This window comes from Photobacterium proteolyticum (assembly GCF_001939735.1).
Lineage (GTDB): Bacteria > Pseudomonadota > Gammaproteobacteria > Enterobacterales > Vibrionaceae > Photobacterium > Photobacterium proteolyticum.
Map to the genome: position 1 here is coordinate 146,753 of NZ_MJIL01000084.1, position 15,919 is coordinate 162,671.

A 15,919-nucleotide genomic window follows, 5' to 3' on the forward strand; every position below is an offset into this window, starting at 1 on the left:
GTAATTAAATCTATCATATTAATCTCCTATCTGGAAGAAATGCTGAGAGATTGATATTTCATACTAGTATCAGAAGTTTTACTCTGGGATTATATCGAAAATTTTTTAGTCTTTCCTCGTGCACAAAAAACACATAATAATTGAACAACAAATAGCAATAACCTTCAGATTAAAAACCTGAAGGTTATTGTGAAAGACAACGTTTTAATGGGAAATAACGCTCAGAATTAGTAGTAGATAATTCCTTCACCCTTAGTAACTAAGGTGCCTGCTTCATTAGTAACAATTTTATCTAATTCAAAAAGTGAACCGATAGCAGCGTTACCCAATCCGGTTTCGACAAATTTACATACTGCTTCAATTTTTGGCCCCATTGATCCGGCTGGGAAATTAAATTCAGCCAGGCCAGCAGGTGTTGCCTGCTTCATTTCGGCCTGATCTTCTTTTCCATAGTTACGGTAAATTGAACCGTCAGTCAGAATAATAAATAAATCGGCATCCAGTTTCTCTGCCAATAGTTCAGCAGTCAGGTCCTTATCTATAACACATTCCACACCGACACTTTGCCCTTGCTCGAAGCAAACAGGCACTCCGCCACCACCGCAGGCCACAACCAAGTTGTCCGCTTTTAGCAAGGTCTCAACTTGCTTGAGCTCTACAATGTCTTTTGGCATCGGAGACGGAACAACACGGCGGAAGTACTCTCCATCGGCTTTAAAGACCAAGTCAGAGTCAGCCATCATTTCTTTTGCGCGTTCTTCTGTATAGACAGGGCCAACAAACTTTGTCGGATTAGCAAATGCAGGATCATCTTTGCTAACTTCTGTCTGTGTGATTAACGTTGCGATATCAAGCGAGGAGTCGATATTACGCAGCTCCTGCTGCAACATATAACCCACCATTCCGCAAGTTTGCGAGCCTAATACATCCATAGGATAAGGCGTCGTTTCTGGGGAGTATTCCTGGTAAGCCGCATTCTGCTCCATTAATAAACCCACTTGCGGCCCATTACCGTGAACAACCACTATTTCATGTTCTTTTGCAATAGCCGCAATACTGGCTGCAGACTTTTTTATATTAATTCTTTGGTTTTCAGCAGTTAATGCCTGGCCTCGAGCAAGCAATGCGTTACCACCTAGTGCTAATACTATACGCATATGATCGTACCTCCTATGTTATGGAGTGATTATTATTTTTTGATTTTAATAAAGCTAAGTAATTTTATATTTGTATCAAATAATACTTTCAACGAAGAAGTGAAAGTGTCGATATAGTATGTGAAAAATTATACGGGTTATGTGATAAGTATCAAAATACTATTTCACTAGATATGGTTTGTTAACTGTTCATTTATTCATTATTCGATTAAATATCCGTTCTTTTTCAAATAATCTGCCTGTTAAAGTCATTTTCTTGCGAATGATTCGTCAATAGTGAATATTCTCTCAACAAATAAAAAACGCCATCGGCTAGCTTTTATTCAATAATGATAGGCTGATCACAATAAGTTCTGTTGAAATAACATTCTGTACTGGATGAACACCTAGAGACCTAATCGCCCCAATTTATAGCTATACCCAAGCTACCTCAAGATGCAGGATTCAGAGTGAGACCAGCGTGCTCAGTTCAAGGAAAATGACGGTAGGAATGGTATTCCCTTTCAACGTTATTTGACACAGAAATGGGTGCGCTGGTTCACTCCCAAAGGGCGAGTTTACTTGGCTTCTATTCGTTGTTACCGATTATTAATTTAGAGCCACTAGATTTTCAAATCGGTGCCTAGCCTACAAGCCAAGTAATTCTCGCTGAAACGAGCATTTTGAGGTAGCTTGGGTATGAACACATGAATAAATTAAATAACTGTTGCCAATGCTATGACTTTTTTATATAACCAAGGGCGTATGAATTAATAAAACTATCAATACCTTGGAACCTAACCTCAGTACAACAGAACTCTTCTATGACTTGCTGGATCTCACTGAAGAGGAACAGCAACACTATCTCAGTGAACTCAAGCGCGAAGATCCCGAGCTATACCATAAGATTCAGCCTCTGCTCGAAGCTGACTCGCAGGAGAGCGGACAACTTACCGAGCTATTTGGCTTTCATGCCCAGCAAGCCGTTTCTGACGAAGTGTGTTTTTCTCATCTCCATATTGATAAATACAAGGTTCAGGATGAAATAGGCCGTGGCGGTATGGGCATTGTCTATGCCGCCGAACGTTGCGACGATACCTTCGACCAGCAGCTTGCTATCAAATTTATCCAGCCTTCTTTGACTCAAGTACTCGGTAAGGCTTTCCTATTTCAGGAAGCACAACTGCTGGCAAGGCTCAATCATCCGTATGTGGCGAAAGTGTTCGATGGTGGTGAACATCAGGGCTATGTCTATGTCGTTATGGAAATGGTCAAAGGCCAGACTCTGCGTGAAGTGATCAACTCACAACCTTTAAGCATTCAACAGCGACTAAAACTGTTTGTCCAAATATGCCAGGCGATATCCCATGCCCACCAAAACCAAATTCTTCATGCTGATATCAAGCCGGAAAATGTGCTAATTGATGAAGTTCTTGCACCTAAAGTGCTCGATTTCAATATTACTCAGAAACAGCACTTATCTCCTTCTGCAACCTCGCCCATCTTGGCATTCAGTGAAGACTTTGCCAGCCCGGAGCAGAAAGAAGGAACATATCTCACCCAGCAGAGTGATGTGTATTCTCTCGGCAAGCTACTGCTGTTTATGATTGGTGAGCAACCTGCCTACTCGGATTTAAAGGCGGTGATTAATAAAGCCACCCAGCCTCTTGCCGACAAGCGATATGCCTCTGTCATCGAGCTCATGACAGATATCGAGTGTATTCTCACAAAGAGACCCGTAAGCCTGAAAGCGCATCAGCCTTTCTATGTGGCAAAAAAGCTGCTCCAGCGACGGCCCGTATCATCGGCCCTCAGCCTCAGTCTGCTCTTGTGTGCAATGGTATTTTCCGCGGCCCTAATCCAAAAAAACCATCAGCTCGAACAGGAAAAGACAATCGCAGAGAACATGATGTTCGAAGTCACCAGCTTGCTGTTCCACAGCAAGGGAGACGTTAACAAATATATGTCAGTACAGAACATGCTGGAGCTGACCCGTAGACGGATACTGTCTAACCCCGATCTGCCCCAACACATAAAACAAAAGATGCTGCTGGCCATGATGACTCCGGTTCCGGATAAAAGCCGGGTGACCGAAGACTGCCATCCTGCCTGCACACAAATAACAACAGAAGGTAAAGAACAGTGATTAAACGGACTTTGACGGTTACAGGCTTGGCGCTCGCTTGTCACACAGCGCTCGCAGCCCCTGAGCTGCAGACAGGGTATTTTATCGATGCCCCGGTGACCGGCCTCTACTATAAAACCAGCTCCAACTACCAGGGCTTTACCGAAAAAGGGGCGTTCAAATACAACACAGGTGATGTGATCACTTTCTTTATCGGCAATGACGACACATCCTTTCCGCTTGCGACCCTGTCGGGCCAGGAGGTGATTACACCGACACTGGCTGCGACGACTCCAAGCCGCAGTGTGAACATGACAAGGTTACTGTTATCCCTTGACAGTACCCCGGAGAATCGCGAAGAGATCCATCTGGTTAGCAAAGCACTCTCCGACCCTGACTTTCAGCAGCGGCTCAAACAGATTAACTTACAGGCGCTAGACACCTCCCGAGAGGTACTTGGACTAGAGCTGGTCTCCGTCAAAGAAGCGGCTCAGCACTTGAATGAAAGCCAGTCCTATATCGAGGAGAACTTCACATCTAAAGATGTAATCCTGCATCCAATGAACGTGAAATATAAGAACATCATTATTAAAAGACGCGATTGGCAGGGAAATCTATGCTTCTTTGACGTCGCGAGAAAGGCGACACCCGAGTATTTCGGCCCTATAGGCAGTATGACCTATATGATCACTCCCAAAGGGATATACGAATACCCGGATGTAGGCGATTACTTTGGCAGTACCGATAATTCAGTGCCTAGCTGCGAGCTCAACTATAGCCGCCGCTACAAGGAGATAATGTTCGAGCCAATCTCCGTTTTTGAAGGATGGGACGGACTCATCGGCTGTGCCGCCAATGGCTGCACTCGCTCAGATCTCAACGGTTTCTCGATTGATGACTATGACGATGAAGGAGACTGGAAATACCGTACTGTCGCGATTAACTATGATCCCCATACCCGTCTGCTAATGCAGAAAAATCAGGGGCTGGGCCCGAAAGATACTGTGCCACACACCAACCAGGCCGAGTACATATGGTTCACCTATGATAATAAAAGCAACCAATCTATCGACTTCGAAGGGATCTGGCTCGAAACCCACTACAGCAATAACAGTGATGTCTCGAATCAATGTCTCTGGATCATGCCCGACGCAATCTTTTCAGCAGAAGCCAGTGGTACTGAGTGTCCAACAAGCCAGAGCGCCTACCGTGACAACGTAACCAGGCAACATGCCGATATGTGGTGGCTGGCACCGAACAACACCAAGGCAAGCCTTGCCCAGCTCAATGCACCGGTAAAATGGTATGACGAGGCATCAACCCCCCGCTACACCAGTTGGGAATACCTGCCAAGCGGCCCTAACTGGGATCAGGGAGTGCTTTACCGATTGCAGCAACATATAGTGATCGACAAAGAGGGCAAGCAACAGGCGCAAACCCACCAAATCACCGAGCTGAAAAAATACCACCATCAAGAGTCATAGTTCATGAGTCAACAAATCACGCAAATCATCCAGCAGTGGCATTCAGGTGACAAACAAGCAGAAGCCGAGCTGTACCAATTTGCCTATTTGCAACTACGGGCAATTGCCCAGCAGGAGCGCGCCCGAAGTGCAAAAAAATATGGAGAAAGCAATCAGGTACTTAGCGACTGCATCAATAACACCACCGCCCTGATCCACGATGCCTACCTCAAACTGGAAGGGACAGACTTGTCGCTGATAGAGAACCGCCGCCAGTTTTATCTGATGGCGGCCAAAGTCATGCGTCAAATCCTGATCGATCATGCCCGCACGCTGAACGCCAAAAAAAGACAGCAAGTAACCGTGGTCCATCAACCAGATGACGATAAGATTGAGCAGCTGCTGAGTATGAACAAAATGCTAGATACCTTCAGCCTGCACTACCCAAGGCAGTCGGAAGCATTGAAGCTGAAGTATTTATTAGGCTTGAGAAACCAGGAGATCAGCGAACTTCTCAAATGCAGCAGTAGCTTAATCGAAAAAGACCTCAAATTTTCTCGCAGCTGGCTTCAGGCTAAAATGGCTTAGTCCGGTTTGTATATTCAATAAAAAAATTAGGCAAAAATTTGCGGTTTTTTGCCTTTTTTCCGTCCCTTGTCAGTCCTGCGTCCCATTAGTATTTTTCCCTTATAACAACACACCAATATCTATCCGGTACGGATCTATAAGGGAATTACATAATGAAAAAAATCGGTTTACTTGCAGCGTCTGTAGCTTTGGCCCTCACTGGTTGCGGTGGCAGCGACAGTAACTCAGGAAACGGCAATACAGCGCCGGTCGAAGCTACTGATGCAGTCATCAAAGCCATCGATGGCTACCTGGTCGGCGCTGAGGTATATGTCGATCGCAACAAAAATGGTATTGCTGATTCGGGAGAAAAACTTTCTGCCCTGACCGATGCCAAGGGTGAAGTCACAATCAGTGCCGCAGACACCCAATTCCCTGTGATCATTAGAGCCATCGCCGGTAAAACGTACGATACCGACAAAGGCGGACGTCTTACTCAAACCGTCGAGATGACTGCCGAGGCAGGCTCTAAAGTTGTTACTCCATTCACCACACTCGCAGCCATCGAGAACTTGTCTCTGCCTGAGCTAGCAGCCAAACTGAACTTGCCAGAAGAAGTGATCTCAGGTGACTATGTGGCTAGCAAGGCCGACACAGATGTCGCAGAAGAAGCGAAAAAGGTCCATGCCGTTGCCCGCTCTCTTACCCTGGAACTAGGCAGCACTATCTCAGAGTCTCAGAACGAATCTGACAAACTAATTACCAAGTCAAACGACATCATCACTGTAGTAGATACTGCCATCAACAACGGTGATGAGCTGGATGATGTGCTTATTTCTTTTGATGACAGCGGAAGTGCAAGCCAAATTCCGATGCCGCCTACAGTCAAAGAACACTTTACAGGCAAAACGTTCTACTCTGTCAGTACCAACGAGTCATACTTCAAGCGTGAAGGCCTGGTTACCGCAACCTTTACCGACACAGAAGTTCACGACCTCGATGACAACGGCAAAGTTATCGAAGAGTGGCCAATCACCTATACCACCAATGGCTTCAAAGGCGGCGACGGGCTGGACGAAGTTATCTATATGAGTGATGCCTTCACCATGGTTGTCACGTCTGATAACGACATGATCTTCTACACCGAGACCGATATTGACAATGGTTTTACCGCGAAAGATGCAACAGAAGCCATGTTCAAGGGCAAAACACTCTACCACCTGTGGGACGACTCAACGACCAGCAAAGCCAGACCGACGTTCGTAACCCTGAAGTTTGATGCCACAGAAAATGTCGTGAATGTGATTGAAGACGGTGAAACCAGACAACAAGACTGGTCAATTTCTGATGCAGGCCAAATGGTCATTAAAGGTGTCATGGATGGAGATGACTGGGTGATCCAGCCAACCACTCTTATCAACGATGACTTCACTGTTTTCTATGAAGGCACATCAAACGAGAGTATTCCGTACTTCTTCACCGATAACCAAGACTTGGCTGTCAGCCTGTATGATGAGTGGTATTCGCTAGCACAATAATAACGCGGTAGATACTAACACTATAATGAGCCCTTGATGATGCCGTAAGGCCTTCACAGGGGCTTTCTTGCATCAACATTAGCCCATCACCAGCCAGACACTGACCCCCATCATCAAGCTTCCGGCAATTCGGTTCATTAGCATGACATTACCGCGTTGCTGTAACAGGCCGCGCAAAGTCCGGCCTCCTGCAGCGTATAGCAACATGCAAATCAATTCAAAAAACAAAATCACGCCGATCAAAACAGTTGCTTGTGGCTGAAGTGGCAGACTCGCATCAATAAACGGTGGCAAAAGGGAAATCATAAATGCCCAGGCTTTCGGATTGGCAATGGCCGTGACGAAGCCCTGAGTGACCAAAGAAAGCGGCTTGACGCTTACCTGAGTATCCAAATCGGACGGAATGGCCATCTTCCCTCGAGATCGCCACATCTGGATCCCCAGATAGAGCAAATAAGCGCCGCCCAGATACTTCAGTGCCAGAAAAAGGTTAGGCCGAGCCAGCAACACAGTGGCAACCCCCACCAGGGCAGACAGAGAAACTAGCCCCACACCAGCAAGCTCACCGACCATCATCCACAAACTTCGACGCACACCGATGGTCATACCCAATGTCATCGCTAGCGTCATACAGAGTCCCGGGGTCGCAGACACGGCAAAGAAAGTGGGAATAAATATTAATAAGACAGAAGGATCCATGAGGCTCGGTACAAAAATGGGAAAAAAACAGTCTACACATTAGTCAGACAAATGCCAAAGCAATAATTGATTACCGACTAGTCAATAGCCCTTGCATATTGATAGCAGAAAAGGCATTTTGAACGGGCATTCAACAAATATCTGCTTTAGGGAAAATAAGATGTCTTATGAACTGTTAGTCGGCCTTAATGTTATTAATGATCGCCGATATCAAGAATACAGAACCGCAATGAAACCGATCCTGTCACAATTTGGCGGTCGCTTCGGCTATGACTTCAAAGTTTCAGAAGTCCTGCAATCTGAAATCGAGAGCAACGACATTAATCGCGTCTTTACAATCAACTTCCCTAATCAAACGAACATGGAAGCTTTTTTTTCTGATGCAGAGTACCTAAACGTTAAAACACGTTACTTTGAAAGTTCGGTGAAAAGTACAACGATAATTTCGAGCTATGAAAAGTAAGCTCGAAATTTTTAACGGTAATTCCCGCTCGTCGTATCCGTCGGCGGGTTATCTTAGCACTCTAAATCAATCAGCGTTGAAACCGTTGGAATACACTTCGACGCTGCCTCTTTGTCACCACCGACAAACGCAGAAACTATCGCCCCTTCTTTTAACAGGCAAATCGTATCAACCAGCAGCATCTCTTTGGCAGGCTCGAGAGTTAGTACCCTAACCTTCAGTCTTATCAGCTCTCGAAGTTTTTCTTTGTGTTGCAGACAGTACGCTCTGACAGCCGATTTCGGATCACTAAATTCAGCTGCTGTGTTAATGAAAAAGCAACCTTTGAATTCATCAAGTTCAGTGACCCGATCATTAAACCAATCATCCAGCCCAGAGAACAAAGCAATGACGGACTGCTTAACGGACATCTCACTGTCTAAACACGATTTTACCCAGTGATAAAAAATATCATCCCGATATTGCAGCGTTGCCATTACCAACTCTTCTTTGCTGGCAAAGTGGTTATAGAGGGTTTTCTTCGCCACTCCCGACTCTTTTAACACTTCGTTGATACCCACCGAATTGACCCCTGCAGAGTAAAAAAGGCGCAAAGCCGTTTTAACCAGCAACAATTTCTTTTCATTCATCTTGCAACTCCTGTTTAGAAACAGATTGACACAAGGAGACAGAGTTGTCTACCCTGACAGGTAGACAACTCTGTCTCCCAATCAGATTAAGGAACAAGCATGAACAAGGTTCAATTTCCGGTTGCAGCAGGTATCGCCGCCACACTGGCTATCGGCATCCTGTCCTATCTCGATAGCCTGACTCATACCGGGCTATGGTTAATGGCTCCGTTTGGTGCAACCGCCGTGTTGGTATTCGGCCTGCCCGATAGTCCCCTTGCCAAGGCTAAAAATGTTATAGCCGGACACTTTCTAACAGCCCTTATCGGTGTATTTTTTGTTGAGTTTATTGGCGTGTATCCGTGGTCTCTGGCATTTGCAACAGGACTTGCTATCACCACAATGCTGCTAACAAGGACCACCCACCCGCCAGCTGGCGCAAACCCTATGCTTATCATGTTAACCGGGCAAAGCTGGCCTTTTTTGATAACGCCGGTATTAATCGGCGCCAGCGCGATCGTCTGCCTGGGTCTGGTATTAAATAAAGTACGCGAAGCGTATTTAAAAGCAGCCTAAGCGGCTGCGGATAAACGGACGTAGCACGCAATCAGTTTGCTTTGAGCAAACTGATTGCGTGAAGGTGCTGGCTAAAGAGTAATATCCATCTGCTCTATTACTTTGCCATAGGCTCCTGCCATGAGCCCTTTGACCTGGGCATTCTCGATAATTAGCTCTACTGAAATCTGGCTGGGTGAGGCAGGAAAAGGTGGCGATCGTGGCATGGCCACAGTGTGCAATACGCCGGTTAGGAGTGAAAAAAGCTAACTTAAAATCTGCTACATCCGATTGAGATACAAAAGCCGTTTCTGACAGGCCGAACGATGCTAATCGAAAACGACCTCGAAGCAGGCTTTCTGGAAAAAGTCGGCCCACCGGTTAGCATGCAATCGAGCTATTGGTTAGTCTGCTCTGCCAGCTTTGCCGAAACAAAGCGCTTCGAAGATGGCTAAGCGCCGAGATAAAGAAAAACAATACAACAGGACGTTATGAGTAATTTATTCAAAGATATCTATTCAAAATCCTTTTATGAGGAGTTTTCACAGATCCTCGCGCAGACTCTCCCTGTATTTGACAAGGAGGAATTTAATACGCTGATATTCAACGATGCATTTGCCGAACTCGAACTAAAAGAGCGAATGACTCATACCGCAACAGTTCTTCATCACTTTCTACCGGCAGACTTCGGCGACGCCGCTGAAACCATCAAACAGATCATTGATAACCTGCGCTCGGCTGGCATCAGGGAGAAAAGCATTGAGTACATGTTTTTCCCTGAGTACATCGCTATGTATGGGATTGATGACTACGAAAATTCAATTGCAGCATTGGAATATGTTACCCAGTTTACCAGCTGCGAATTTGCTGTCAGGCCATACATCGTGAAGTACCAAGATAAAATGCTTAAGCAGATGCTCAGCTGGTCAACACACGACAATAACAAGGTGAGACGGCTTGCCAGTGAAGGAGCAAGGCCAAGGCTGCCATGGGCCATGGCCCTGCCGAGCCTGAAAAAGGATCCCAATCCCATCGGGCCTATATTAGACAACCTCAAAAATGACAGCTGTGAAGTTGTCAGAAGAAGCGCTGCCAACAACCTCAACGATATCTCTAAGGACAACCCGGAGTTCGTTATCTCACGGGCAAAAGAGTGGCTAGGTAGCAGCAAAGAAACTGACGCGCTAATCAAACACGCTTGCCGGACATTGTTAAAGCAAGGAAACCCTGACGTTCTTCAGATCTTCGGCTTTGATAGTACAGACATTGAGTTATTCGATTTTAGGGTGACGACACCAGCCGTACAAATTGGCGATCAGTTGGAGTTTACCTTTTCACTGTTGAACCGCGGAGTATCACCGACAATGCTGCGTCTCGAATACGGACTTTACTACAAAAAACATAATGGCGACCTTTCGCGTAAAGTCTTTAAGATCAGTGAGCGAGAACTTGAACCTGGCCGGATATACGACATAAAGAGAAAGCAGAGCTTCAAGCCAATTACAACAAGAAAGCTTTACATTGGCACCCACCAGGTTTCTATCATCCTTAACGGGAAAGAGAACAAACGCGTGGAGTTTGAACTGATGGTATAGCCAAACAAATGAGAAAAGCCCTGCCTCTCTTTTTAAGTTCAATAATCACACGTTATGTAGAGGCTATGCTGTATTAAGACATTCAGGCCAGGCTTTGAGGCTTCCAAAGTATGAACCTTCCCTCTTCAGCCAGAAGATAGCTCACGCCTAGTTGCAATGAGCGTTTCTGGTGATGCCATTGTGAATTCATTACTATGAAAGAACTGGAGTAACGCTACCTTTCAGCACCTATTTTCAGCTTTTAATCTATTTTACCAGTAATAGTTCAAAGAAGTTTCATGATTAACTTTTATTAGATAACCTTTACAACATTACAGTATTTAGGGGGAATATCACAAGCAAAAAAAAGCTGGGCATCCAGCCCAGCAAAGAAAGAAAGAAAGAAAGAAAGAAAGAAAGAAAGAAATAACAATAACAATTAGCAGTGGCTCCTATGAAGCCTTGGTAAGAAGTATAGCGAGATAATATTGAATCTTAGCTGAACATAAACACGCTTATTGAAATACACATCAACAATAATCAGAACAAATTCAAACGTTTAAATATTAACAACTTAAACACACAAACACTTAACAAGTAAGTGTTTGTGTATAAAATCTCTGTCATCAAGCAGATATTAAGCAACCGTTTGATTATGTTTCCAATAAGGTGTTATAGATAAAACTTCGGAGGCTTAACAATTAGCTGAACCTGAGGAATATCACTTGCAAAATATATCTCCAAATACCCAGACAACCAAAATCCAGCAATGGATGGAACTATAATAACGAAAGCAAAGACTATAACGCGAAATATAATGGGCATAATTACTTGCTTCATTTTTCTTCCCCGATAAAAAGAGGGGATTGTCCCCTCTTTTTAATTTCTAAACTGAAGCCATTTCCAACTTTTCATCCACTGACGAGTGCTGATTCGGTATACGGAAGATCATTGCGTAACTTACCGGAAGTACAACTAGCGTTAGAATGGTTGCAAAACCTAACCCAAATACAATGGTTACTGCCATTGCGGTAAAAAACGGGTCAAAAAACAATGGAATCATCCCTAGCATTGTTGTACTGGCTGCCATACAAACAGGACGAACACGACTTACCGATGAATCAAAAACAGCTGCATACATACTCTTGCCTTCGGCAAGTTCAACATTGATCTGATCAACCAATACGATACCGTTTTTGATGATCATCCCGCTCAAGCTCAACATACCTAAAATTGCCATAAAACTAAGCGGAGCGTTAAACAGTAACAAGCCGGATGTAATACCAATCATTGCCAGCGGCACATTAAACCAAATTACCAATGGTTTTCTCACCGAGTTAAACAGCACCACGGTGATCAAAAACATGGCAAGATACCCCATCGGTAACGAACTGAAAATACTCGTCTGAGCATCTCGGGAGGTTTCATATTCTCCCCCCCACTCCAACTCGTAGCCTTCCGGTAAAGCAATCGCCTCAACCTTATCGCGAATTTTGCGCAGTGCAGAGTCAGACGTCTCACCACTATCTAAGCCCGGATCAGCAAGAACAGATATCATTCGTTTGCGATCACGGCGCATGATCAGCGGATTTTCCCATTCAGTTGCAAAATCATTGACCACCTGCGTAACCGGTACAAATGCACTGTTTTCTGTGCTCCATACCTGAAGTTTCAGCAAACTATCGGCATCCAAGCGCTCCTGCTCCGGCGCACGGGCAACAATTGGCATCAAATGGCTCTGTTCACGATATGTGCCGACCGATTTACCACTGAAATTAATCAATAATGCATTGTCGAGATCTTGCTTGCTGATCCCCACCTCTCTTGCCTGAGCGAGGTTTAATTGTGGCCGAACAACGGATACCTGATTACGCCAGTCATGACGAATATTGGTAATAGACGGCTCATCCCGCATGATTTTTTCTGCCTGCGCAGCAAGTTGACGAAGCACATTCGGATCTTCTCCGTAAAAACGAGCTTCAATTTTCGCTGCAGGTGTCGGGCCGTTTTCCAGCATCTTGACCCGGAAATGAGCTTCAGGGTAGTTATCTTTTAGATACGCCGTTAATCCAGGCATTGCAGCCACCTGCGATTCCCGATCATCCATTTCAATAATTAGTTGCGCATAAGCTGTATACCCCTTTTCAGGCGTATAAGGTAATACGAATCGCTGCGAGCCTTGTCCAATAACAGATGTCAGGTTCTTCAAACCCATATGATGCTGCTGATCATATGCCATCAAATCCTTTTCTAGCTCACTGACAAACGCTTCTGTACCGCGTGAATCTGTTCCTTCCTGCATCCAGACATCCACAAAGAAAATTGGCGTATTAGACGGTGGGAAGAATACATTTTTGACATAGCCCATCCCGAACAAGGCGGCAACCAACATGACAACCACAGTCGAGATAGTCAGTACACGAAAACGCATAGCGAAGCTCAAAATGCCTCGGTAGGCATTAAAGAACCAGCCTTTATACAGATCCTGAGGTTCATCGCTGCTGGTATTGCCATCTTTAAATAGCAAATAACAGAAAAACGGCGTAATCGTAATCGCAGTGATCCAGCTGATAAATAGCGAAATCAACAGAACTTTGAACAATGACGCACAGAACTCACCGGTCGCATCTTGCGACAGACCAATTGGCGCAAACGCCAAGATGGCAATGACAGTCGCGCCAAGCAACGGCCACTGGGTTTGCTTTACCACATCACCAGCAGCTTCCAATCGAGTCTGACCGCGCTGTAAGCCGATCAGAATGCCCTCGGTTACCACAATGGCATTATCAACCAACATCCCGAGTGCAATAATCAGTGCCCCCAGAGAGATAATTTGCAGCTGTATTCCCAGCACATTCATCACGATGAAGGTGCCGAAGATGGTCAACAGCAATACTACTCCCATCAATATCCCGGAGCGCAACCCCATAAACACCAGCAGAATAACAATAACAATGGCGACTGACTGGCCAAGGTTCACCAGAAACCCGGTGACCGATACATCTACCACAGCACCCTGATCATAGACGGTATTCAATGCCATACCCATCGGCAGACGACTTTCCAGCTGTTCGATTTTATCGGCTATCGCCTTGGAGACATCAACAACATTTACTCCGGTACTGAACGAAATGCCCAGCGACAGTGCGCGCTCTCCCATATTGCGGTACAGCAGATCTGGCGTTTCCGTTATCGTTTTATAGACCTTGGCGATATCACCCAGATAAACCAAGTCACCGCTACCCGGAGGGCTGACCAGCAAACGCTCCATCTCTTTCACCCCCGAAAACTCCCCCGTCGGATGAATTCGGATTCGGCCATCACCAATGCGGATCTTACCGGCGTTAGAAACCACATTTTGAGTCTGGATCAGGCTATAGATGTAGTTCTGATCCAACCCCAATGCGGCTAGTTTCTGCTGGCTGATCTCAACAACGACCTGCTCTTGTGGTCCACCCACAACAGAAACTTTCTTTACACCATCAATCAGAACCAGTTCACGGCGCAGAAAATCAGCATAGTTCTCGAGCTCGCGATAGGTATATCCTTCGCCCTTGATGTTCATCAGAATGCCAAACACATCGGAGTAATCATCAATGACCATCGGCGGTACAACACCAGGCGGCAACTTTACAACAGCATCATTGACCTTACGGCGCAGCTCGTCCCAAATTTGCGGCAGCATAGTCACGTCGTAACGCTCCTGCATTTCCACTTCAATTTGAGACAACCCTGCACTGTTTATCGATGTGATGTGCTTTACCTGCTGCATCTGCTGTATGGCATCTTCCAGCGGTAGCGTCACCTCTTCTTCGACCTGTTCTGGCGAGGCACCAGGATATGGTGTAATTACCAGCGCACTTTTGAGGGTAAACTCAGGAAACTCCAGCTGACCGAGGCCGGTAAACGACACAGCCCCGCCAATTAACATCAGCAGGACAAACATCCAGCTGATCACTTTGTTCTTGATACTGTAATAAGCAATATTCATGGATTATACGCCCCGCTCCCAACGAAGTGGTTTAACATCCATATCCTGCTTTAACACGCTCGCTCCAACCGCGACGATCTGATCACCTTTAGTAATGCCTGACAGTACTTCAATTCCCTGTGCACGTACTTGTCCCAGCGTAACCTCGACGGACTCCAGCTTGTGAGAGTCCGCATTGTAGCGCCATACGCTAGTTTGCTGTGTCTCGTCACTTCGGAATATGGCTGTCTGCGGCAGCACAGCGATCACCGAACTGGCTTCCTGGTTCATCACTGCCATATCAAGCAACAGCTCAGCACTCATTCCCGGCAATACGTTGAGGCTTTCAGGACGAACAAGGCTAAACACCACTTCATAAGTCTGGGTACCCGGGCTGACCTTGCTGGCATGCTCTTTATAGGACACCGGGTAAAGTGCATCTCGCGATCCGAAACGCACCAGAGGTTGGTACTTCTCGCTCAATCCCTTGTTATTGAGTGTCAGCAACAAGGATTCCGGCACCTGGATTTGCACATCCAGTAACTGATCTCCCTGAAGAGACAAAACAACCTGTGTCGGCTGGATCATCTGGTGATTATCCAGCGCAACCTTGGCGACAATGCCGGAAAACGGCGCTGTCAGCCGTGTGTAGTCAAGCTGATCGCGAGCTATTGCCAATGCCGCCTTGGCTGACTTTAGTGTGGCTTTGGCGGTATCGTATTCTGCCTTCGAGATCAGCTTTCGTTTATAGATCTCTTCTTTACGCTTAAAGTCGACAGCTGCCAGTTCATAATTGGCTTCTGCATCCATTAAGGCATTCTTGGCATCACGCTCATCCAACTGTGCCAATAGCTGGCCCTTTTCCACCTTTTGTCCTTCGATCAGATCTAGGTTGACCAACTCACCACCGATTCGAAATGCCAAGTCAGCCTGCTGGCTGGCCGCTACTCTGGCCGGGAAAATTCGAGTCTGTTGGCTGGATGCATCTCCGATAGTCATGAGCTTTACCGGGCGCGCTTTATCCTGTTGCGGGGCGGCACTTTCCGCAAAGCCACACCCGGTAAGAAGAGTGCTTGAGATCAAAATAGCGAGAGCACTCAAAGAGGCCGATTTCATAAAAGTCTTTCCATTATTGTGATTTCTATAACAATTCTATCGTGCTAGAGTGTTCATAAATACAAAACAATTAAAGACTCTCGGTTCCGGATTTCGGTACAACCG

At 45.8% G+C, this 15,919-nt stretch carries 14 protein-coding genes; 8 read left to right on the plus strand and 6 right to left on the minus strand.

Translation table 11 applies throughout. The features are described 5' to 3' along the window. Positions 1-227: 227 nt before the first annotated feature. Positions 228-1,157: a carbamate kinase gene (locus BIT28_RS17070; RefSeq protein ID WP_075765895.1), complete on the minus strand. Its 930-nt coding sequence runs from the start codon at positions 1,155-1,157 to the stop codon at positions 228-230. 769 nt (positions 1,158-1,926) lie between these two features. Here BIT28_RS17070 and BIT28_RS17075 point away from each other — a divergent pair. The 4 genes from BIT28_RS17075 (at position 1,927) to BIT28_RS17090 (ending at position 6,829) form a co-directional block, all read left to right on the plus strand. Beyond that, the gene (locus BIT28_RS17075) at positions 1,927-3,282 is read left to right on the plus strand and encodes a serine/threonine protein kinase (protein ID WP_075765897.1); all 1,356 of its coding nucleotides are present in this window, start codon (positions 1,927-1,929) and stop codon (positions 3,280-3,282) included. Further along, positions 3,279-4,745, plus strand: coding sequence for a chromosome partitioning protein ParA (locus tag BIT28_RS17080; RefSeq protein ID WP_075765899.1), 1,467 nt, complete (start codon positions 3,279-3,281; stop codon positions 4,743-4,745). Before BIT28_RS17075 ends, BIT28_RS17080 begins: the two co-directional genes overlap by 4 nt. Positions 4,746-4,748: 3 nt before the next feature. Further along, entirely contained in the window at positions 4,749-5,312 is a 564-nt protein-coding gene (locus BIT28_RS17085; protein ID WP_075765901.1) for an ECF-type sigma factor, read from the plus strand. Between the two features lie 152 nt (positions 5,313-5,464). Then, complete coding sequence (locus tag BIT28_RS17090; RefSeq protein WP_075765903.1) at positions 5,465-6,829, plus strand: hypothetical protein; 1,365 nt, start codon at positions 5,465-5,467, stop codon at positions 6,827-6,829. Between the two features lie 78 nt (positions 6,830-6,907). Here the strand turns inward: BIT28_RS17090 and BIT28_RS17095 are convergent, their stop codons facing one another. After that, positions 6,908-7,528: a LysE family translocator gene (locus tag BIT28_RS17095; protein WP_075765905.1), complete on the minus strand. Its 621-nt coding sequence runs from the start codon at positions 7,526-7,528 to the stop codon at positions 6,908-6,910. Between the two features lie 160 nt (positions 7,529-7,688). Between BIT28_RS17095 and BIT28_RS17100 the strand changes: the two genes are divergently transcribed. Continuing rightward, on the plus strand, positions 7,689-7,991 hold the full coding sequence (locus tag BIT28_RS17100; RefSeq protein ID WP_075765907.1) for a DUF1330 domain-containing protein: 303 nt from the start codon (positions 7,689-7,691) through the stop codon (positions 7,989-7,991). A gap of 53 nt (positions 7,992-8,044) precedes the next feature. Here BIT28_RS17100 and BIT28_RS17105 read toward each other — a convergent pair whose 3' ends face one another. Next, positions 8,045-8,620 (minus strand): TetR/AcrR family transcriptional regulator, encoded by a 576-nt coding sequence (locus BIT28_RS17105; RefSeq protein WP_075765909.1) that lies wholly within the window; start codon positions 8,618-8,620, stop codon positions 8,045-8,047. 99 nt (positions 8,621-8,719) lie between these two features. Between BIT28_RS17105 and BIT28_RS17110 the strand changes: the two genes are divergently transcribed. Beyond that, positions 8,720-9,175, plus strand: coding sequence for an HPP family protein (locus BIT28_RS17110; RefSeq protein WP_075765911.1), 456 nt, complete (start codon positions 8,720-8,722; stop codon positions 9,173-9,175). Here the strand turns inward: BIT28_RS17110 and BIT28_RS30010 are convergent. Further along, entirely contained in the window at positions 9,161-9,532 is a 372-nt protein-coding gene (locus BIT28_RS30010; protein ID WP_245823732.1) for a PhzF family phenazine biosynthesis protein, read from the minus strand. The genes BIT28_RS17110 and BIT28_RS30010 overlap by 15 nt on opposite strands. Between BIT28_RS30010 and BIT28_RS30205 the strand changes: the two genes are divergently transcribed. Next, entirely contained in the window at positions 9,481-9,609 is a 129-nt protein-coding gene (locus BIT28_RS30205) for a hypothetical protein (protein WP_281251580.1), read from the plus strand. The genes BIT28_RS30010 and BIT28_RS30205 overlap by 52 nt on opposite strands. A gap of 36 nt (positions 9,610-9,645) precedes the next feature. Then, positions 9,646-10,749 (plus strand): DNA alkylation repair protein, encoded by a 1,104-nt coding sequence (locus BIT28_RS17120; RefSeq protein WP_075765913.1) that lies wholly within the window; start codon positions 9,646-9,648, stop codon positions 10,747-10,749. A gap of 865 nt (positions 10,750-11,614) precedes the next feature. Here BIT28_RS17120 and BIT28_RS17125 read toward each other — a convergent pair. Then, positions 11,615-14,719, minus strand: a complete 3,105-nt coding sequence (locus tag BIT28_RS17125) for an efflux RND transporter permease subunit (protein ID WP_075765915.1) — start codon at positions 14,717-14,719, stop codon at positions 11,615-11,617. A 3-nt stretch (positions 14,720-14,722) separates the two neighbouring features. Then, positions 14,723-15,814, minus strand: a complete 1,092-nt coding sequence (locus tag BIT28_RS17130) for an efflux RND transporter periplasmic adaptor subunit (protein WP_075765917.1) — start codon at positions 15,812-15,814, stop codon at positions 14,723-14,725. Between the last annotated feature and the right edge of the window lie 105 nt (positions 15,815-15,919).